The organism is Cupriavidus sp. GA3-3 (genome assembly GCF_000389805.1).
GTDB classification, from domain to species: Bacteria; Pseudomonadota; Gammaproteobacteria; order Burkholderiales; family Burkholderiaceae; genus Cupriavidus; species Cupriavidus necator_D.
The window spans coordinates 135,019-154,848 of record NZ_KB944460.1 but is presented as its reverse complement, the minus strand read 5'-3'; the positions used below and the strand labels follow the sequence as shown (position 1 = coordinate 154,848).

At 67.5% G+C, this 19,830-nt stretch carries 18 protein-coding genes; 8 read left to right on the top strand and 10 right to left on the bottom strand.

Features of this window, described 5'->3' with window-relative positions; translation table 11 throughout:
- Nucleotides 1-74 precede the first annotated feature (74 nt).
- The 3 genes from C265_RS00725 to phaR all read left to right on the top strand — a co-directional run bounded on the left by C265_RS00725 (nt 75) and on the right by phaR (nt 3,059).
- Nucleotides 75-1,256, top strand: coding sequence for an acetyl-CoA C-acetyltransferase (locus tag C265_RS00725; RefSeq protein WP_010810132.1), 1,182 nt, complete (start codon nt 75-77; stop codon nt 1,254-1,256).
- A gap of 74 nt (nt 1,257-1,330) precedes the next feature.
- On the top strand, nt 1,331-2,071 hold the full coding sequence (locus tag C265_RS00720; RefSeq protein ID WP_010810131.1) for a 3-ketoacyl-ACP reductase: 741 nt from the start codon (nt 1,331-1,333) through the stop codon (nt 2,069-2,071).
- Nucleotides 2,072-2,507: 436 nt separating this feature from the next.
- A complete protein-coding gene (phaR, locus tag C265_RS00715) occupies nt 2,508-3,059 on the top strand; it encodes a polyhydroxyalkanoate synthesis repressor PhaR (RefSeq protein WP_010810130.1) in 552 nt (183 codons plus the stop codon).
- A 57-nt stretch (nt 3,060-3,116) separates the two neighbouring features.
- Here phaR and C265_RS00710 read toward each other — a convergent pair whose 3' ends face one another.
- Nucleotides 3,117-3,407: an addiction module antidote protein gene (locus C265_RS00710; protein WP_010810129.1), complete on the bottom strand. Its 291-nt coding sequence runs from the start codon at nt 3,405-3,407 to the stop codon at nt 3,117-3,119.
- A 3-nt stretch (nt 3,408-3,410) separates the two neighbouring features.
- Complete coding sequence (locus tag C265_RS00705; protein WP_010810128.1) at nt 3,411-3,560, bottom strand: type II toxin-antitoxin system RelE/ParE family toxin; 150 nt, start codon at nt 3,558-3,560, stop codon at nt 3,411-3,413.
- 322 nt (nt 3,561-3,882) lie between these two features.
- On the opposite strand from C265_RS00705, the gene C265_RS00700 reads away from it, so the two are divergent.
- From C265_RS00700 to C265_RS00680, 5 genes are all read left to right on the top strand, one after another.
- Complete coding sequence (locus tag C265_RS00700) at nt 3,883-4,851, top strand: tRNA-dihydrouridine synthase (RefSeq protein WP_010810127.1); 969 nt, start codon at nt 3,883-3,885, stop codon at nt 4,849-4,851.
- A 134-nt stretch (nt 4,852-4,985) separates the two neighbouring features.
- The gene (gene rimO / locus C265_RS00695; RefSeq protein ID WP_010810126.1) at nt 4,986-6,365 is read left to right on the top strand and encodes a 30S ribosomal protein S12 methylthiotransferase RimO; all 1,380 of its coding nucleotides are present in this window, start codon (nt 4,986-4,988) and stop codon (nt 6,363-6,365) included.
- 91 nt (nt 6,366-6,456) lie between these two features.
- On the top strand, nt 6,457-7,641 hold the full coding sequence (gene bktB / locus C265_RS00690) for a beta-ketothiolase BktB (protein ID WP_010810125.1): 1,185 nt from the start codon (nt 6,457-6,459) through the stop codon (nt 7,639-7,641).
- Between the two features lie 8 nt (nt 7,642-7,649).
- A complete protein-coding gene (locus tag C265_RS00685) occupies nt 7,650-8,276 on the top strand; it encodes a hypothetical protein (RefSeq protein WP_010810124.1) in 627 nt (208 codons plus the stop codon).
- Nucleotides 8,277-8,442: 166 nt separating this feature from the next.
- Nucleotides 8,443-9,666: a cystathionine beta-lyase gene (locus C265_RS00680; protein ID WP_010810123.1), complete on the top strand. Its 1,224-nt coding sequence runs from the start codon at nt 8,443-8,445 to the stop codon at nt 9,664-9,666.
- A gap of 6 nt (nt 9,667-9,672) precedes the next feature.
- On the opposite strand, the gene C265_RS00675 is transcribed toward C265_RS00680, so the two are convergent.
- The 8 genes from C265_RS00675 to mfd form a co-directional block, all read right to left on the bottom strand.
- Nucleotides 9,673-9,912 (bottom strand): DUF2789 domain-containing protein, encoded by a 240-nt coding sequence (locus tag C265_RS00675; RefSeq protein WP_010810122.1) that lies wholly within the window; start codon nt 9,910-9,912, stop codon nt 9,673-9,675.
- Nucleotides 9,913-10,029: 117 nt separating this feature from the next.
- A complete protein-coding gene (locus tag C265_RS00670; RefSeq protein WP_010810121.1) occupies nt 10,030-11,688 on the bottom strand; it encodes a PepSY domain-containing protein in 1,659 nt (552 codons plus the stop codon).
- Nucleotides 11,689-11,698: 10 nt separating this feature from the next.
- Nucleotides 11,699-12,001 carry a hypothetical protein gene (locus C265_RS00665; RefSeq protein ID WP_011615092.1) on the bottom strand — a complete coding sequence of 101 codons (303 nt, stop codon included), beginning with the start codon at nt 11,999-12,001 and terminating at the stop codon, nt 11,699-11,701.
- Entirely contained in the window at nt 11,998-12,285 is a 288-nt protein-coding gene (locus tag C265_RS00660) for a hypothetical protein (protein ID WP_010810119.1), read from the bottom strand. Before C265_RS00660 ends, C265_RS00665 begins: the two co-directional genes overlap by 4 nt.
- 213 nt (nt 12,286-12,498) lie before the next feature.
- Nucleotides 12,499-13,353 (bottom strand): phosphoserine phosphatase SerB, encoded by an 855-nt coding sequence (serB, locus tag C265_RS00655; protein WP_010810118.1) that lies wholly within the window; start codon nt 13,351-13,353, stop codon nt 12,499-12,501.
- 89 nt (nt 13,354-13,442) lie between these two features.
- Complete coding sequence (locus tag C265_RS00650) at nt 13,443-14,810, bottom strand: amidohydrolase (RefSeq protein ID WP_010810117.1); 1,368 nt, start codon at nt 14,808-14,810, stop codon at nt 13,443-13,445.
- Between the two features lie 141 nt (nt 14,811-14,951).
- On the bottom strand, nt 14,952-16,166 hold the full coding sequence (gene argE / locus C265_RS00645; protein ID WP_010810116.1) for an acetylornithine deacetylase: 1,215 nt from the start codon (nt 16,164-16,166) through the stop codon (nt 14,952-14,954).
- Nucleotides 16,167-16,246: 80 nt separating this feature from the next.
- On the bottom strand, nt 16,247-19,696 hold the full coding sequence (gene mfd / locus C265_RS00640) for a transcription-repair coupling factor (RefSeq protein WP_010810115.1): 3,450 nt from the start codon (nt 19,694-19,696) through the stop codon (nt 16,247-16,249).
- Between the last annotated feature and the right edge of the window lie 134 nt (nt 19,697-19,830).

The following is a 19,830-nucleotide window of genomic DNA, read 5'->3' as shown; positions in this document are numbered from 1 at the left end:
AGTGCCGGCGTGCGTCATGCACGGCGCCGGCAGGCCTGCAGGTTCCCTCCCGTTTCCATTGAAAGGACTACACAATGACTGACGTTGTCATCGTATCCGCCGCCCGCACCGCGGTCGGCAAGTTTGGCGGCTCGCTGGCCAAGATCCCGGCACCGGAACTGGGTGCCGTGGTCATCAAGGCCGCGCTGGAGCGCGCCGGCGTCAAGCCGGAGCAGGTGAGCGAAGTCATCATGGGCCAGGTGCTGACCGCCGGTTCGGGCCAGAACCCCGCACGCCAGGCCGCGATCAAGGCCGGCCTGCCGGCGATGGTGCCGGCCATGACCATCAACAAGGTGTGCGGCTCGGGCCTGAAGGCCGTGATGCTGGCCGCCAACGCGATCATGGCGGGCGACGCCGAGATCGTGGTGGCCGGCGGCCAGGAAAACATGAGCGCCGCCCCGCACGTGCTGCCGGGCTCGCGCGACGGTTTCCGCATGGGCGATGCCAAGCTGGTCGACACCATGATCGTCGACGGCCTGTGGGACGTGTACAACCAGTACCACATGGGCATCACCGCCGAGAACGTGGCCAAGGAATACGGCATCACACGCGAGGCGCAGGATGAGTTCGCCGTCGGCTCGCAGAACAAGGCCGAAGCCGCGCAGAAGGCCGGCAAGTTTGACGAAGAGATCGTCCCGGTGCTGATCCCGCAGCGCAAGGGCGATCCGGTGGCCTTCAAGACCGACGAGTTCGTGCGCCAGGGCGCCACGCTGGACAGCATGTCCGGCCTCAAGCCCGCCTTCGACAAGGCCGGCACGGTGACCGCGGCCAACGCCTCGGGCCTGAACGACGGCGCCGCCGCGGTGGTGGTGATGTCGGCGGCCAAGGCCAAGGAACTGGGCCTGACCCCGCTGGCCACGATCAAGAGCTATGCCAACGCCGGTGTCGATCCCAAGGTGATGGGCATGGGCCCGGTGCCGGCCTCCAAGCGCGCCCTGTCGCGCGCCGAGTGGACCCCGCAAGACCTGGACCTGATGGAGATCAACGAGGCCTTTGCCGCACAGGCGCTGGCGGTGCACCAGCAGATGGGCTGGGACACCTCCAAGGTCAATGTGAACGGCGGCGCCATCGCCATCGGCCACCCGATCGGCGCGTCGGGCTGCCGTATCCTGGTGACGCTGCTGCACGAGATGAAGCGCCGTGACGCGAAGAAGGGCCTGGCCTCGCTGTGCATCGGCGGCGGCATGGGCGTGGCGCTGGCAGTCGAGCGCAAATAAGGAAGGGGTTTTCCGGGGCCGCGCGCGGTTGGCGCGGACCCGGCGACGATAACGAAGCCAATCAAGGAGTGGACATGACTCAGCGCATTGCGTATGTGACCGGCGGCATGGGTGGTATCGGAACCGCCATTTGCCAGCGGCTGGCCAAGGATGGCTTTCGTGTGGTGGCCGGTTGCGGCCCCAACTCGCCGCGCCGCGAAAAGTGGCTGGAGCAGCAGAAGGCCCTGGGCTTCGATTTCATTGCCTCGGAAGGCAATGTGGCTGACTGGGACTCGACCAAGACCGCATTCGACAAGGTCAAGTCCGAGGTCGGCGAGGTTGATGTGCTGATCAACAACGCCGGTATCACCCGCGACGTGGTGTTCCGCAAGATGACCCGCGCCGACTGGGATGCGGTGATCGACACCAACCTGACCTCGCTGTTCAACGTCACCAAGCAGGTGATCGACGGCATGGCCGACCGTGGCTGGGGCCGCATCGTCAACATCTCGTCGGTGAACGGGCAGAAGGGCCAGTTTGGCCAGACCAACTACTCCACCGCCAAGGCCGGCCTGCATGGCTTCACCATGGCGCTGGCGCAGGAAGTGGCGACCAAGGGCGTGACCGTCAACACGGTTTCTCCGGGCTATATCGCCACCGACATGGTCAAGGCGATCCGCCAGGACGTGCTCGACAAGATCGTCGCGACGATCCCGGTCAAGCGCCTGGGCCTGCCGGAAGAGATTGCCTCGATCTGCGCCTGGTTGTCGTCGGAGGAGTCCGGTTTCTCGACCGGCGCCGACTTCTCGCTCAACGGCGGCCTGCATATGGGCTGACCTGCCGGCCTGGTTCAACCAGTCGGCAGCCGGCGCTGGCGCCCGCGTATTGCGGTGCAGCCAGCGCGGCGCACAAGGCGGCGGGCGTTTCGTTTCGCCGCCCGTTTCGCGGGCCGTCAAGGCCCGCGAATCGTTTCTGCCAGCGCGGCATTCCTCGCTTTTTGCGCCAATTCACCGGGTTTTCCTTAAGCCCCGTCGCTTTTCTTAGTGCCTTGTTGGGCATAGAATCAGGGCAGCGGCGCAGCCAGCACCATGTTCGTGCAGCGCGGCCCTCGCGGGGGCGAGGTTGCAGGCCGCCACGCGCAGCCATGCGCGAACGGGCCACCAGATGGCCGGCACGACAACAAGCAGATGGCGCGGGCGATACCGATTTGCGCACTGCACCCCATGCGGTGCAGCAGCGCGCAAACAGCGATGACACAAGGACAGAGCACCGATGGCCACGACCAAAAAAGGCGCAGAGCGACTGATCAAAAAGTATCCGAACCGCAGGCTCTACGACACCCAGACCAGCACCTACATCACCCTGGCCGACGTCAAGCAGCTGGTCATGGATTCAGAAGAATTCAAGGTCGTCGACGCCAAGTCTGGTGACGAACTGACCCGCAGCATCTTGCTGCAGATCATCCTGGAAGAAGAAACGGGCGGCGTGCCGATGTTCTCCAGCGCGATGCTGTCGCAGATCATCCGCTTCTACGGCCATGCCATGCAGGGCATGATGGGCACCTACCTGGAAAAGAACATCCAGGCCTTCATCGACATCCAGAACAAGCTGGCCGAGAACTCCAAGGGCCTGTATTCCGGCGAAACCTTCAGCCCCGACATGTGGTCGCAGTTCATGAACATGCAGGGCCCGATGATGCAGGGCATGATGAGCAACTACATCGAGCAGAGCAAGAACCTGTTCGTGCAGATGCAGGAGCAGATGCAAAGCCAGGCCAAAAATATGTTCGGGACGTTCCCGTTCAACCAGCCGGACAAGAAGTAAGACACTGGCAGCGGCGGGCGCTACACCCCGCCGCATATCCCGCACGCTGGCTAGCACTCAGCCAGCGCTCGCATGCAGGCGGATGCCCAGCGCCCGCATCACCTTCCAGATCGTCCCGAACTCCGGATTGCCTTCGCCTGACAGCGAGCGGTAGAGGCTTTCGCGCGAAAGGCCCGTTTCGCGCGCCAGTCGCGTCATGCCGCGCGCACGCGCCACCACCCCGAGTGCGTAGGCAATGAATCGATCGTCGTCGCCGGCCTCGGCCAGGCAGGCATCCAGGTAGGCGGCGATCTCCTGATCGTTCCTCAGATGCTCGGCGGAGTCCCAGGGGCGGGTCGGTTCCTTCATGGCTCACTCCAGATCAAGATTGGCCGCCAGAGTGCGTGCTCTTTCGATATCAGCGTGCTGGGTCGACTTGTTGCCTCCGCAGAGCAGGATCACAATTACCTGGCCGCGTTGCTGAAAGTAGATGCGGTAGCCCGGGCCGTGGTCCACGCGCATTTCGCTGACTCCACCGCCAAGGGCTTTAACGTTCCCCGGAATTCCTCGTTGAACCCGGAAATTTGGGTTGTCCGGATGCTGAGCATACCTTACCGTAGCCTATGGGCTACGGTATGAGAATCGCCGATCCCTGAAAACCGTGCAGATGCAAAGCAGGTAGAATGCGCGGTCTGCGTCCCCGGGCGCACGCAATCACGCAACTCTCTCCAGCGGCGGCTCAGTGTGGACTCGCCTTTTGTGCGCGAAAACCCATGCCCTCCGTTATCCAATATGCTCGTCCGCCCCTTAAGGCCCGGCTCTCTGCTTCGATGAAGGCTTCGCCATGAGCCGGCTGTTCCTGGCCCCCATGGAAGGGCTTGCCGACTACGTCTTGCGCGACGTGCTGACCGACACTGGCGGCTACGACGGCTGTGTGTCCGAGTTCGTCCGGGTGACCGGTTCGTTGCTTCCCGCCCGCGTCTACGAGCGCGATACGCCCGAAATCCTCGCCGGCGGCTATACCCGCAGCGGCACGCCGATGGTGATCCAGTTGCTCGGCAGCGATCCGGAATGGCTGGCGCGCAATGCGGCCTATGCCGCGACCTTGTCGCCGCATGGCATCGACCTGAACTTCGGCTGCCCCGCCAAGGTCGTCAACCGGCATGGCGGCGGTGCCATGCTGCTGACGAATCCTGAGTTGTTGAGCCGGATCGTCGCGTCCGTGCGCGCGGCGGTGCCGGCCCATATCGCCGTGACGGCAAAAATGCGGCTGGGCGTTTCCGATACCTCGCTGGCCATTGATTGCGCCACGGCGCTGGCCGAAGGCGGCGCGGCTTCGCTCGTCGTGCATGCCCGGACGCGGGACCATGGCTACCGGCCGCCGGCCCACTGGGACTGGATCGCGCGCATTGCGGCGGCGGTGGACGTGCCGGTGATTGCCAACGGAGATGTCTGGACCGTCGCCGACTGGGAGCGTTGCCGGGCCGTCAGCGGTTGTGCCGACGTGATGATCGGGCGCGGCGCCGTGTCCGATCCTTTCCTGGCCTTGCGCATTCGCGGGCTGATGGACGGTTCGCCGTCGGACCAGGAGTGGCCGCTGGTGCTGCGCCAGATCGCCACCTACCTGAAAAAGCTGCATGCCCGTATCGCGTCGTGCCATGAGCATGGGCGCGTGAAACTGTGGCTCAGCTATCTCAAGCGGACCTGGCCACAGGCCGCCGAACTGCATGCGGCCATCCGGCGCATGCAGGACTCGATGGAGATAGAGCGGGTCCTGGAAGGCCTGCCGGGAGCCGCGACCGCGCCGGAATGACGCAGCCTGGGCCACATGTATGGTGTCAGGCGCCGAGAATTCATGGCAAACGGTTAAAATGCGCGATTGGCTCACCGGCTGCCGGCCTTGTCCCCGCATATTCGCCGCGCCCGCCCCCACATTCGGATTGCACTGTGAAAAACCCTTCAGAATCAACGACCCAGAAAGACCATAGTCCGCGTGTGGGATTCGTTTCCCTTGGCTGCCCCAAGGCCCTGGTCGACTCCGAGCAGATCATCACCCAGCTGCGCGCCGAGGGCTATGCCATCAGCGGCACCTATGACGGCGCTGACCTGGTCGTGGTCAATACCTGCGGCTTTATCGACGAGGCCGTGCAGGAGAGCCTGGACGCCATCGGCGAGGCCCTGACCGAGAACGGCAAGGTCATCGTCACCGGCTGCCTGGGTGCGAAGAAGGATGCGGCGGGCCACGACATCGTGTCGTCGGTGCACCCCAAGGTGCTGGCCGTGACCGGCCCGCATGCGCTGGGCGAGGTGATGCAGGCGGTGCACACGCACCTGCCCAAGCCGCATGACCCGTTCACCGACCTGGTGCCGGCCGCCGGCATCAAGCTGACGCCCAAGCATTACGCCTACCTGAAGATCTCCGAGGGCTGCAACCACCGTTGCTCGTTCTGCATCATCCCGTCGATGCGCGGCGACCTGGTGTCGCGCCCGGTGGCCGAGGTCATGCTGGAGGCCGAGAACCTGTTCAAGGCCGGCGTCAAGGAGCTGCTGGTGATCTCGCAGGACACCAGTGCCTATGGCGTCGACGTCAAGTACCGCACCGGCTTCTGGAACGGCCGCCCGCTCAAGACCCGCATGACCGAGCTGGTGGCGGCGCTGGGCGAGCTGGCCGCGCAGTACGGTGCCTGGGTGCGCCTGCATTATGTCTACCCGTACCCGCACGTCGACGAGATCATCCCGCTGATGTCGCAGGGCCATGTGCTGCCGTACCTCGATGTGCCGCTGCAGCACGCGCACCCGGACGTGCTCAAGCGCATGAAGCGCCCGGCCAATGCCGAGAAGACCATGGACCGCATCCGCGCCTGGCGCGAGATCTGCCCTGAGCTGACCATCCGCAGCACCTTTATCGCCGGCTTCCCGGGCGAGACCGAGGCGGAGTTCCAGACCCTGCTCGACTTTATCGCCGAAGCCGAACTGGACCGCGTCGGCTGCTTCGCCTACTCGCCGGTGGAGGGCGCCACCGCCAATGACCTGCCGGGCGCGCTGCCCGACGAGGTGCGCGAGGAACGCCGCGCCCGCTTCATGGAAGTGGCCGAAGAGGTCTCGGCGCGCCGCCTGCAGCGCAAGGTCGGCCAGACCCTGCGCGTGCTGGTGGACGAGGTCAACCAGGATGGCGGCATCGGCCGTTCGTCCGCGGATGCGCCGGAAATCGACGGCCTCGTCTATATCGCGCCGCCGGAACGCCACGCCCAGCGCTATCGCGCCGGCGAGTTCGTCGACGTGAAGATCACCGGCGCCGATGGCCACGACCTGTGGGGCGAGGTCTGAAACGGGTTGATTAGGTAAAAGTACGCTCGTTCGATTTCGTCCGCGTCCCGCTATACTGTGCGGTGCAACATAACCTCATGGAGACAAAGTCATGACGCGTGAAGTGGTAGTGGTAAGCGGTGTCCGTACCGCGATCGGGACCTTTGGCGGCAGCCTGAAGGATGTGGCACCGGCGGAGCTGGGCGCACTGGTGGTGCGCGAGGCGCTGGCGCGCGCGCAGGTGTCGGGCGACGATGTCGGCCACGTGGTATTCGGCAACGTGATCCAGACCGAGCCGCGCGACATGTATCTGGGCCGCGTCGCGGCCGTCAACGGCGGGGTGACGATCAACGCCCCCGCGCTGACCGTGAACCGCCTGTGCGGCTCGGGCCTGCAGGCCATTGTCAGCGCCGCGCAGACCATCCTGCTGGGCGATACCGACGTCGCCATCGGCGGCGGCGCGGAAAGCATGAGCCGCGCACCGTACCTGGCGCCGGCAGCGCGCTGGGGCGCACGCATGGGCGACGCCGGCCTGGTCGACATGATGCTGGGTGCGCTGCACGATCCCTTCCATCGCATCCACATGGGCGTGACCGCCGAGAATGTCGCCAAGGAATACGACATCTCGCGCGCGCAGCAGGACGAGGCCGCGCTGGAATCGCACCGCCGCGCTTCGGCAGCGATCAAGGCCGGCTACTTCAAGGACCAGATCGTCCCGGTGGTGAGCAAGGGCCGCAAGGGCGACGTGACCTTCGACACCGACGAGCACGTGCGCCATGACGCCACCATCGACGACATGACCAAGCTCAGGCCGGTCTTCGTCAAGGAAAACGGCACGGTCACGGCCGGCAATGCCTCGGGCCTGAACGACGCCGCCGCCGCGGTGGTGATGATGGAGCGCGCCGAAGCCGAGCGCCGCGGCCTGAAGCCGCTGGCCCGCCTGGTGTCGTACGGCCATGCCGGCGTGGACCCGAAGACCATGGGCATCGGCCCGGTGCCGGCGACGAAGATCGCGCTGGAGCGCGCCGGCCTGCAGGTGTCGGACCTGGACGTGATCGAAGCCAACGAAGCCTTTGCCGCACAGGCGTGCGCCGTGACCAAGGCGCTCGGTCTGGACCCGGCCAAGGTTAACCCGAACGGCTCGGGCATCTCGCTGGGCCACCCGATCGGCGCCACCGGTGCCCTGATCACGGTGAAGGCGCTGCATGAGCTGAACCGCGTGCAGGGCCGCTACGCGCTGGTGACGATGTGCATCGGCGGCGGGCAGGGCATTGCCGCCATCTTCGAGCGTATCTGAGGTTAGCCTTGCGCCTTGCTTCGCTGACGAAGAACCTCTGCGCGCTCGGCCTGGCCGCCGTGCTCGCGCTGGCGGGCACGGCGCAGGCAGCGCCGGCGACCGAGCTGTCGACCGGCCCGGTTAACACCGGGCCAGCCGGCGGCGAAGGCCTGGGCATCAACCAGGCCATTCGCGACGGCGAAGCGCGGCGCGGCGGCACCTCGCTTTCCACTGGCGCGCCAAAACCCCTGGCGCCGCGGCCGGAATATGCGTCGCTGCCGGTCTACGTCGGCAAGGTCGGCGACCAGCCGGTGCGGCTGCGCCTGGGCCCCAAGCCTGACGAGCGCGACAGCGTGCGTGGCGAATACGCCGGCCGTGGCGCCGGTGTGCGCCTGCTGGCAGGCGAGTGGGAGGACGGCGCCTTCCTGATGGAGGAGTCCGACGACGGCACCCGCGTATCGGGCAACTGGGAAGGCAGCATCGACGCCAGCGGCGCCGTGCGCGGCACCTGGACCGACGCGTTCAACCCGGCCATCGTGCTGCCGTTCTTTATCCGCCCTCTGGGCGTGCTGGTGATCCCCCCGTTCGACATGAGGCCCAACAGCGGCGTCACTTACGCGCCGCCGCCGCCGAAGTCCTCGATTTCCGGCTGGTAAGCCGCTTGCTGGTGTCCGCCGTTGCCATCGCCGGTGGCGCGGCCGGCATTTGCTGGTAAGCTCGGAGGCTCATCGAGTCTCATTCCTGACCGTGCCACGCTTCTGCCCGGGCGATACCGCCGGGGCAGCGCGCCGTGTCCGGCCAGCAGCCAGCAAGGAAACCGCCGTGTCCGATTCGCCATCCGACAAGCCCGCGTCGCCCGCCCATTACCTGCAAACCGTTGCGGTCCAGCCCGAGCTGGAGATCGCGCCCGGCTTTGCCTCGTTCTCTCCCGCCACGCACCGCGGCTCCACCGTGGTGTTCCGCAACCTCGCCGAACTGCGCGCCCATGGCGACGGTGCCACCACCTACTGGCGCTATGGCCTGCACGCCACGCCCACCAGCGAGGCGCTGTGCCAGCACCTGGCGCTGCTGGAGGGCGCGCGCCACACGCTGCTGCAGCCGTCGGGGCTGGCGGCGATCTCGCTGGTCTACTTCGCGCTGCTCAAGAGCGGCGACGACGTGCTGGTGCCGCACAACGTCTACGGCCCCAACCGCGACCACGGCGAGTGGCTGGCACGCGAATTCGGCGTGACCGTGCGCTACTACGACCCGATGGACGCTGCTGCGATGGCGGCGATGATCCGGCCGAATACGCGCCTGATCTGGATGGAGTCGCCCGGTTCGGTGACCATGGAAGTGCCCGACAGCGACGCCATCGTCGCCGCGGCCAGGGCGCACGGCGTGCTGACCGCGATCGACAATACCTGGTCTGCCGGCATCTACTTCCGCCCGTTCGACAAGGGCATCGACATCTCGGTGCAGGCGCTGACCAAGTACCAGTCCGGCGGCAGCGACGTGCTGATGGGCGCGGTGCTGACCTGCGACGATGCGCTGCATGACCGCCTCAAGCGCACCCGCATGCTGATGGGCTGGGGTGTTTCCGCCGATGACTGCCACCTGGTGCTGCGCGGGCTGCCGAGCCTGCCGGTGCGCCTGGCCGCGCATGACCGTGCGGCCCGCGAAGTGGCGGAGTGGCTGCGCCAGCGGCCCGAGGTTGCGCGCGTGCTGCATCCGGCGCTGCCGGACTGCCCCGGCCACGCCAGCTGGCGGCGCGATTTCACCGGTGCCAGCGGGCTCTTTGCCATCATCCTGCGGGCACGCTATACACGCCAGCAGGTGGATGCCTTGGTCGAGGCGCTGCAGCTGTTTGCGATCGGCTGGTCCTGGGGCGGTGCCCACAGCCTGGCCGTGCCGTACCACGTGCAGGGCATGCGCCCGGCGGGCACCTGGCCGCCGGCCGGCTGGCAGGATACCGGCGAACTGGTGCGGCTTTATATCGGCCTGGAAGACACGCGCGACCTGATCGCCGACCTGCGCCAGGCGCTGGAGGCTACGCTGGCCGCGTAAGCGGCCTCAGGCCGGCTGTCTCAGGGCGAGATTGAGCTGGTCGACGACCTCGGCCCAGTCGGCGTCGTCCAGCAGCTCGTCGCGCAGCAGCGTGGCCTGGGCGGGGGTCCAGAACGGTGCCTCGGCCAGCTCGACATCGTCGGGCAGCGGGGCGTGCGTGCCGATAAAGCTGCGGATGCTGGCTTCGTCGGAGGCCAGGCCGAGTTGGGCGAACAGTTCGGAAAACTGGTGGAAGGTCGATTCCATGGCGGCAGGCTCGATGTTGTTGGCCTGAGATAGTGTAGGGCAGGGGCCGGGCTGGTGCTGCCCAGGAAACAAAAACGGACGCTGCTGCGTCCGTTCTTGCGTGCGGGCGCCATGCGCTCAGGGCGTATCCGTGCTGGGCATCGCCTTGGCGCCCGCGGTGGGCCTGGCGGTCTGGGCGGTCTGGGCGGCTTGGGCTGCCCGCGGCATCGCCCAGACCGACTCCGCCGGCCCACTGCGCGCGCGGCGCTGCGTGGCGCGGGCCAGGGCGACAAAGCCCGTGGCCAGCGCGATCGCGCCGATATCGAAGCCGGCGATGATCCAGTGCCCGCTGGGGATGCTGTGCAGCAGGTGGTCGCCGGTCAGGATCGCGTTCGCCAGCGGCACCGTCAGCCACGCCAGCGCGGCGGCGTAGAGCAGTTCCACCGCGGCGCGCACCGGCGGGCGCAGCAGCGCCCAGGCACAGGCCAGGACAAACACCGTGAAATACGTGTAGCTCACCGCGCGTTCCGGCCACAGCAGCGCCGCCGGGAAGCACAGCGCCACGCCGATGCAGCAGCCGATGCACACGCCGACCGTGCCCTGCGCCAGCAGCCGGTGCACGCGCGGCTGCTCGGCCAGGCGCAGCTTGCGCCGTGACTCGATCCACAGCAGGTTGCCCGAATAGAACAGGAAGGCGCCGGCGAGCCCGGCCAGCAGGTAGACCAGCCGCACCGGCAGCTCGCCGAAAGTGCCGAAATGCAGTGCGTACAGCGCGCTGTAGAGCCCGTGGTTGCTGTCGCGCGTGCCGGCGGTCTGGTTGGCGGTCAGCTGGCCCGCGTTGGGCTCGCCGCTGGCGGCATGGATGCCGACCGAGCCCAGGTTGCCGAGTGCCTGCGTGCTGGTGCCGCGCACCTCCACCACGGCGTTGGCGTCGCCATAGCGCTGGAAGCGGAACGACTCGGGCGTGAATCGCTCGCCGCCGTGCTCGCGCGCGATCTGCATCAGCGTTGCCGTGGGCATGGTCGGCACCGCGCGGTTGGCCGCGGCCACTTCCGGCACGGCGGTGGTGGCGCGGGGCACCGCCTCGAACAGGCGGCCATCGAAGGTCAGTGTGTTGAACGCCATCATCAGCACCAGCGACAGGCAGAACAGCGCGCCGGTGATGGCAAAGACCAGGTGGAAAGGCAGGCTGAACAGGCCCAGCACATTGTGGGTGTCCATCCAGAAGCGCTTCAGGTTGCGCCCGGGGCGCACTGCAAACAGGTCCTTCTTCAGCCGTGGCAGGTGCAGCAGCACGCCCGATACCAGTGCCAGCCCGTACAGCACCGAGATCGCGCCCATGAAATAGATGCCGCCGACCGGGATCCCCAGCGAGTAGTGCAGGCTGTTCAGGAATGCCGACAGTTCGCCGATCACCTGGTCGCGCGAGGTGTCGCGCTGCATCGCGGCGCCGCCGGCCAGGCGGGCGTCGGTGGTCATCTGCCACTCGCCGGCCTGGTCCTGCCAGTAGGCCGCGATATTGGGCTCTCCCTCCGACGGCATGATCACGTATGAGCTGGCCGCGGCCTCGGGGTGGATCGCGACCAGCTTCTGCATGAAGCGGTCGACCGCGGCCGGGTCGGTACTGGCCTCGAACTGCGCATTGCCTTTCAGCCGCGACGGCGACTGCCAAACGTGCAGCTCATGGTGGAACACGGTGACCGCCCCGGCAAAGAAGGCGATAAACAGGGCCCAGCCGGCCATCAGGCCGACCCAGGTATGCAGCGTCTGGTACAGGCGCAGGGTTGCGGTTTTCATGATGGCGTTCTCAGGAGGCGGCCAGTGCCGTCGGCGCCAGCCTGGCCAGGCGCAGCAGCCAGAGCGCGCCGAAGCAGAGCAGGTTGGCGCCGCCCAGCCAGACCCAGGCAGTGCGGCTGGAACGGAACAGCAGGCTGGCGCTGATGATGGCCACCCACACCGGCAGGCAGGCCACCACGGCCGCGACGATGCCGGTTTCCCAGCCGCCCGGCAGCCACAGGATCAACAGCGTGCACAGCGCCACCGCCAGCGGCAGCCCGAGCAGCGCACCGGCAAGCCATTTGGTGCCCATTGCGGAGCGGTCTGCGCTCATGCCCGTTGCTCCCGTGCTGCCCGGCGCTTGCGCGCGGCATAGGTGGCGATAAAGGGCCATACCGACAGCGCGCAGGGCACGGTCACCAGGCTGGCGGCAATGGCTGCGGGCCAGCCATCGGTGATGCTCCACAGCCAGGTGCTGACGACGACCAGGACCAGGCCCAGCCAGCCCAGCGTACGCGGTTGCGTGACCCTGCCGGGCGGCAGCAGGACCTGGTTGGGCGCGGCCAGGTACAGGCACGCAGCCGCAGCCAGGCCAAGAAGGACGGCCAGAACTTGCATGGAGAAATGACAGATAAACGAAACATTAATGGTAATGATTCGCATTTGAAGAGGCAAGCGCTAAGTAGACGTTGCGTCTCAGTGGGGATTCATCTGCACTTGGGGGAGGGACTTGCGCTGGCTGTGGCGACGAGTCGCAGGCGGCCCGCGCGGGTGGGGCCGGCCGGGCGCTTGCCGCCCGGCGCGCATTGCCGCGTTGTCCGCGGCCCGGGATCAGTGCGGGAACAGCGCCAGCAGGCCGTCCAGGCCGACGTGGTTGAACGCGACGCTGGCTTGCGTGCGCACCACCGGCTTGGCCCGGAATGCCACCGACAGGCCGGCCACGGCCATCATCTTCAGGTCGTTGGAGCCATCGCCCATGACGATGGCCTGGTCCGGCGTGGCTCCGATCCGGGCGCAGACTTCCTGCACGGTGCGGGCCTTGACGTCGGCGTTGACGATCTCGCCGACGACATTGCCGGTCAGCTTGCCGTCGACGATCTCCAGCGTATTGGCGCGGGTCACGTCGAGCTGGAGCCGTGCCTTGAGCTTCTCGGTGAAATGCACGAAGCCGCCCGACACCAGCAGCGTGCGCAGGCCCAGCGCCTGCACGGTCTGCAGCATGCGCTCGGCGCCCGGCGACAGCCGCAGGCGCTCTTCATAGACGCGGTCCAGCACGCTGGCGTCCAGGCCCTTGAGCAGGGCCACGCGGCGGCGCAGGCTTTCGTTGAAATCGGTGATCTCGCCGCGCATGGCGGCTTCGGTGATGGCCGAGACCTCGGCCTTGAGGCCGCAGAAATCTGCGATCTCGTCGATGCACTCGATCGTGATCAGGGTCGAGTCCATGTCCATCGCCACCAGGTGGAAGTCGGACAGCTTGCGCCCCGCGGGCACCACTGCCCAGTCGATCGCGCGCGGGCCGCAGAAATCGTCCAGCGCATCGCGCAGCGCCGGCGTCAGCGGCGCGCATTCCTCGGCGGCGGCGACGGTCTCGCTGCGCAGCACCAGTTCAGAGGCGCGGGCCAGGGTGCGGGCGGTGTCGAGGTCGGCTGGGGAAAGCGGGGCGGTGCTCTGGAGGATCAGGGGCATGGCGGATGAAGGTCGGGCGCTTGCCGCGCGGGGCTTCAACGCGGCAAAAGCGCTATTGTAGCCCCGCCGCAGCGCCCCGGGCGAGCCGCTCAGCGCTGCGCCATCACCATGTAGTCCACGGTCAGGCTGGACAGGGCGCGCACGCCGTTGATCAGCGCCGGCTCGTCCACATAGAACTCAGGCGAGTGGTTGGAAGGCGCCTTGGTCACATCCTGGCCCTTGGGCGTCACCCCGAGGTTGAAGAACAGGCCCGGGACCTTCTCCTGGTAGAACGAGAAGTCCTCCGACGCGGTCGCCTTGGGCGTGATCATCCAGTTGCCTTCGCCGGCCACGCGCTGCAGCGTGGGCGCCATCTTCTCGGTCAGGGCCGGCTGGTTGATGGTGGCGTTGTACAACTCCACCACGCGGAAGCTGGCCTCGGCGCCGGCGCTGGTGGCGATGGCCTCGGTGGTGCGCTTCATGCGGGCATGGATGTCCTTCTTCATGCCTTCGTCATAGGTGCGCACGGTGCCCATCATCTCGACCTTCTCCGGCACGATGTTCATGCGGTTGCCGCCGTGGATGGTGCCCACGGTAATCACCGACGGCTCCAGCATGGCGTTGACCTGGCGGCTCTGGATGGTCTGCAGGCCCATCACGATCTGTGACGCCACCACGATCGGGTCGATCCCGCCCCACGGCCGCGCGCCGTGGGTCTGGCGGCCCTTGACGTCGATCCAGAACTGGTCGGCCGCCGCCATCGAGGGGCCGCTGCGCCAGCCCAGCTTGCCCGATTCGATGCCGCTGCTCACGTGCAGGCCGAAGATCGCATCGACCTTGGGATTGTCCAGCACGCCCTCGGACACCATCTGCTTGGCGCCCCAGGTGTTGGAGCCATTCGGTTCGAAGTCGGCCGGGCTTTCCTCGGCCGGCTGGAAGATGAACTTGACCGTGCCGGGCAGCTGGTCCTTCATGCCGGCCAGCACCTCGGCGGTGGCCATCAGAATCGCCACGTGCGTGTCATGGCCGCAGGCGTGCATCACGTCCACTTCCTTGCCCAGGTACTGGCCCTTGGCCTTCGACGCGAACGGCACGTCCACGCGTTCCTTGACCGGCAGCGCATCCATGTCGGCGCGCAGCGCCACTACCGGGCCGGGCTTGCCGCCCTTGAGCACGCCGACCACGCCGGTCTTGGCCACGCCCGTCTTCACTTCCATGCCGAGCTTGCGCAGGTGGTCGGCCACGAGCTTGGCGGTGCGCGTCTCGTAGTTGCCCAGTTCCGGATGCTGGTGGATATCGCGGCGCCACGCGATGAGTTGTTTCTCGACGGCCTTGGCGCGGGTTTCGATCTGGGCGTGCAGGGTTTCGGCGCCTTGCGCCTGGGCCTGCGCGGTGTTGCAGAGCAGGCCGGTGGCGAGCGCCACGGTGGCGAGCGCGAAGCGGGTGGTGGGACGGGATGCGGAATCACGGACAGCCATGCAAGGTCTCCTTCGTTGTTGTTGGTGTGATGCAGGCGGTGTGGCGGCGCGCGGCAAGTGCAAAGCGCCGGGAAAAGCGGATTGGTTGCTCCCCTCTCCCGCAAGCGGGAGAGGGGAGCAAAGCTCTGGCATGCCCGGCAGTCAGCTCACGCGCAAGCTGTCGACCACCTTGTGCAGGAACGCCTCGCAAGCAGCCAACTGCTCCAGCGCAACAAACTCATCCGGCTTGTGCGCCTGCTGGATATCACCAGGCCCGCACACCACGGCCGGAATGCCGGCGCGCTGGAACAGGCCGGCCTCGGTGCCGTAGGCCACCTTGTTGGTGTCGCGGTCGGCGGTCAGCGCGCGCACCAGCTGCGTGATGGCTTCCTGTTCGGCCACGTCCAGCGACGGCGCGGCGGCGATCTTGCTCAGCGTCAGGCCGGCGTCGGCATGCTCGGCGCGCATCTTCGGCAGCAGCACGTCGTTGGCGTAGGCCTGGATGCGGGCGTAGATGGCTTCGGGATCCACGCCGGGCAGGTTGCGGAACTCGAACACGAACTCGCACAGTGCCGGGATGGTGTTCAGCGCGATGCCGCCCTGGATGGTGCCGGTCTGCGCGGTGGTGTAGGGCACGTCGAAGGCCTGGTCGTAGGGGCCGTTGGCCTTGAACTCATCGGCGATGTCGCGGATGAAGCAGATCAGGCGCGCGGCGTATTCGATCGCATTGACGCCGCGCGGCGTCAGCGACGAGTGCGCGGCCTGGCCCCTGACGCAGCAACGGTAGGCGTTGATGCCCTTGTGCGCCACGATCACGCGCATGCTGGTGGGTTCGCCGACGATGCAGCCGCCGGGCGTCACGCCGCGGTCGCGCAGTTCGGCCAGCAGGTAGGGCGCGCCCATGCAGCCGATCTCCTCGTCGAAGGACAGCGCGTAGTGGACCGGCTCGCGCAGCCTGGCCTGCAGGATGGCCGGCAGCAGCGACAGGCTGGTGCCGATAAAGCCTTTCATGTCGCAGGTGCCGCGGCCGTAGAGCTTGCCGTCGCGCACCACCGGCTTGAACGGGTCGGTGGTCCAGTCCTGGCCGTCCACCGGCACCACGTCGGTATGGCCGGAGAGCACGATGCCGCCGTTGGTATTGCCGTCGGCGGCGGGCACGGTGACGAACAGGTTGGCCTTGTCCTGCTGCGGGTTGTAGCTCAGATGCGGCTTCAGCCCCTTGGCCAGGAAATGGTCGCGCACCGACTCGATCAGGCCCAGGTTGGAGTTGCGGCTGGTGGTGTCGTACGCGACCAGCCGCTGGGTCCATTCAAGCGCGCTGCCGCGCGCGGCGGTTTCGGTGACGGGCTGACGGGAAGAAGCGGCTTGGGCGGGCATGGGGGCGTTATCGCTAACTTGTTAAGGAATCGATGCTACACCCGGCCGCGCGCCGCGTCCATGCAGGATACGCATGACCCCTACGCCAGTTGCCGCAACGTATGCTTGATGGTCTGCGCGCGGATCGCCACGTCCGGCATTTTGGCCTCGATGCGCAGCTTGTCCTGCCCGGCCAGCTTGATATGGCGGTTCTTCTGCACCAGGTCGATGATGCGCATCGCGTCGATCGGCGGGTTGGGCACGAACTGCACGCTGATGGTGGCCTCGCCCGCGTCGATCTTGCGCACGCCCAGCGGTGCCGCGGCGATGCGCAGCCGGTGGGTCTCGACCAGCGCCTGCGCCTGCGCCGGCAGTCGGCCGAAGCGGTCGATCAGCTCTTCCTGGATATCGTCCACGCGCTCGGCGGTCTCGCAGTTGGCCAGTCGCTTGTACAGCGACAGCCGCTCGTGCACGTCGGCGCAGTAGTCGTTGGGCAGCAGCGCCGGCGTGCCCAGGTTGATCTCGGTGGTCGCGGCCAGCGGCGCCATCAGGTCGGGTTCCTTGCCGGCCTTGAGCGCCTTGACCGCGGCGTTGAGCATGTCAGTGTAGAGCTGGAAGCCGATCTCGTGGATCTCGCCCGACTGCTTGTCGCCCAGCACCTCGCCCGCGCCGCGGATTTCCAGGTCATGCATGGCCAGGTAGAAGCCCGAGCCCAGTTCCTCCATCTGCTGGATCGCTTCGAGCCGGCGCTGCGCCTGCTTGGTCAGGCCCTCGACATCATGCACCAGCAGGTAGGCATAGGCCTGGTGGTGCGAGCGCCCGACCCGGCCGCGCAGCTGGTGCAGCTGCGCCAGGCCGAACTTGTCCGAGCGGTGGATCAGGATGGTGTTGGCGGTCGGCACGTCGATGCCGGTCTCGATGATGGTGGTGCACAGCAGGATGTTGTCGCGGCGCGCGACGAAGTCGCGCATCACGCGCTCCAGCTCGCGCTCATGCATCTGGCCGTGCGCGACGGCAATGCGCGCTTCGGGCACCAGCTCGGCCAGCCGCGCGCGCTTGTTCTCGATGGTCTCGACCTCGTTGTGCAGGAAGTAGACCTGGCCGCCGCGCTTGAGCTCGCGCAGGATGGCCTCGCGGATCACGCCGTCTTCCTCGCGCCGCACGAAGGTCTTGATCGCCAGCCGCTTCTGCGGCGCGGTCGCGATCACCGAGAAGTCGCGCAGGCCTTCCAGCGCCATGCCCAGCGTGCGCGGGATCGGCGTGGCGGTCAGGGTCAGCACGTCGACCTCGGCGCGCAGGGTCTTCAGCGCCTCCTTCTGGCGCACGCCGAAGCGGTGTTCCTCGTCGATGATGACCAGCCCCAGGCGCTCGAACCTGACCTGGTCGGACAGGATCTTGTGGGTGCCGATGACGATGTCGACGGTGCCTTCGTTGATCTGCCTGATGGCCGCGTCGATTTCCTTCTTGGTCTTGAAGCGCGACAGCTCGACGATGCGCACCGGCCATTCGGCGAAGCGGTCGGACAGCGTCTGGAAGTGCTGCTCGGCCAGCAGCGTGGTCGGCGCCAGCATCGCCACCTGCTTGCCGCCCAGCACCGCGACAAAGGCCGCGCGCAGCGCCACCTCGGTCTTGCCGAAGCCCACGTCGCCGCACACCAGCCGGTCCATCGGCTTGTCCGAGGTCATGTCGGCGATCACCGCGGCAATCGCGGCGGCCTGGTCCGGCGTTTCCTCGAAGCCGAAGCTTTCGGCGAAGGTCTCGTAGTCCTTGGGCGAGAGCGGGAAGGCAAAGCCCTCGCGCGCGGCGCGGCGCGCGTACAGGTTGAGCAGCTCGGCGGCGGTGTCGCGGATCTGCTGGGCTGCCTTGCGCTTGGCCTTGTCCCACTGGCCCGAGCCCAGGTGGTGCAGCGGCGCGGTATCGGGATCGGCGCCGGAATAGCGCGAGATTACATGCAACTGGTGCACCGGCACATACAGCTTGCTGCCCTTGTCGTAGTCCAGGTGCAGGAATTCCTCGTCGCCCTGGCCCATGTCGAGCGTGACCAGGCCCTGATAGCGGCCGATGCCGTGCTCGCTGTGCACCACCGGGTCGCCGATCTTCAACTCGGCCAGGTCGCGCACCATCGAGTCGACGGCGGAGGCCTGCTCCTGCTTGCGGCGGCCGGTGCGGCGCGCGGTGCCGGCGTACAGCTCGGCCTCGGTGACAAAGGCGATCCGCCCCTGCGGCAGCGCAAAGCCGCTCTGCAGCGGCGCCACCGCGATCGAGAAATGCGCTTCGCCGGCCAGGAACGCGGCAAGGTCGTCCACCGGCTGCGGGCGCAGGCCGCTTTCGGCAAAGAGCTGCAGCAGGGTCTCGCGCCGCCCGGCCGAGTCGGCGCACATCAGCACGCGGGTCTGCTGGTCGAGCAGCAGCGCTTCCAGGTTGACCAGCGGATCATCGGCGCGGCGGTTCACCGCGACGTCGGGCAGGATGGCCGAGAACGCGGCCTGGTCCGCGTTCGCTTCGGCCTGCAGCACCAGGCGCGCCATCGGCTTGGCGGCGACGAAGAACTGCTCCTCGGACAGGAACAGGTCCGCTGGCGGCAGCAGCGGGCGCTCGCGGTCGTGCCGCATGAAGTTGTAGCGCTGCGTGGTGTCGGCCCAGAAGCGGCGGATGGCCTCGTCGACATTGCCGGCGAACGCGAGCTGCGTATCGGCGGGCAGGTAGTCGAACACGGTCGCGCTCTGCTCGAAGAACAGCGGCAGGTAGTACTCGATGCCGGCCGACGGCACGCCGTTGCCGATGTCCTTGTAGATCGGCGACTTGGTTGGGTCGCCTTCGAACAGCTCGCGCCAGCGGCCGCGGAAGGCGGTGCGCGCGGCTTCGTCGAGCGGGAACTCGCGCCCGGGCAGCAGCCGCACCTCCTTGACCGGGTACAGGCTGCGCTGGGTGTCGGGGTCGAAGGCGCGGATGGTCTCGATCTCGTCGCCGAACAGGTCGATCCGGTACGGCAGCGCCGAGCCCATCGGGTACAGGTCGATCAGGCCGCCGCGCACGCTGTATTCGCCGGGGCGCATCACCGCGCTGACGTGCTCGTAGCCGGCCAGCGTGAACTGGGCCTTGAGCGCCGCTTCATCCAGCCGCTCGCCCTGCTTGAAGAAGAAGGTGTAGGCGGCCAGGAACGCGGGCGGCGCCAGCCGGTACAGCGCGGTGGTGGCCGGCACCAGCATCACGTCGCATTGCCCGGTCTGGATGTCGTGCAGCGTGGCCAGGCGCTCTGATACCAGGTCCTGGTGCGGCGAGAAGCTGTCGTAGGGCAGGGTTTCCCAGTCGGGCAGCAGGCGCACGCGCAGTTCGGGCGCGAACCAGGGGATTTCCTCGGCCAGGCGCTGGGCATCGACCGCGTGGGAGCAGACTACGGCCAGCATCGGCGCGCGCTCGCGGTGCTGCCGAGCGTACGCGGCCACAGCCAGCGCATCGGCCGAGCCGCGCAGGCCCGCCACGCTGTGGCGCAGCCCCGGCTTGACCAGCGGCAGGTTGACAAAGGGGAAGGCGGGCTTGGCGTCAGGCATGTCGGCAGCGGGGCGTTCAAAACGACGACACCCCGCCGGCATTGCGGGCGGGGGTCGGGGCAGGGGACCTCAACGGCCCGTGGCGCCTGCCGGGCACGCGTCAATGCGGAATGGCGCGGCATGGCGACGGGCAA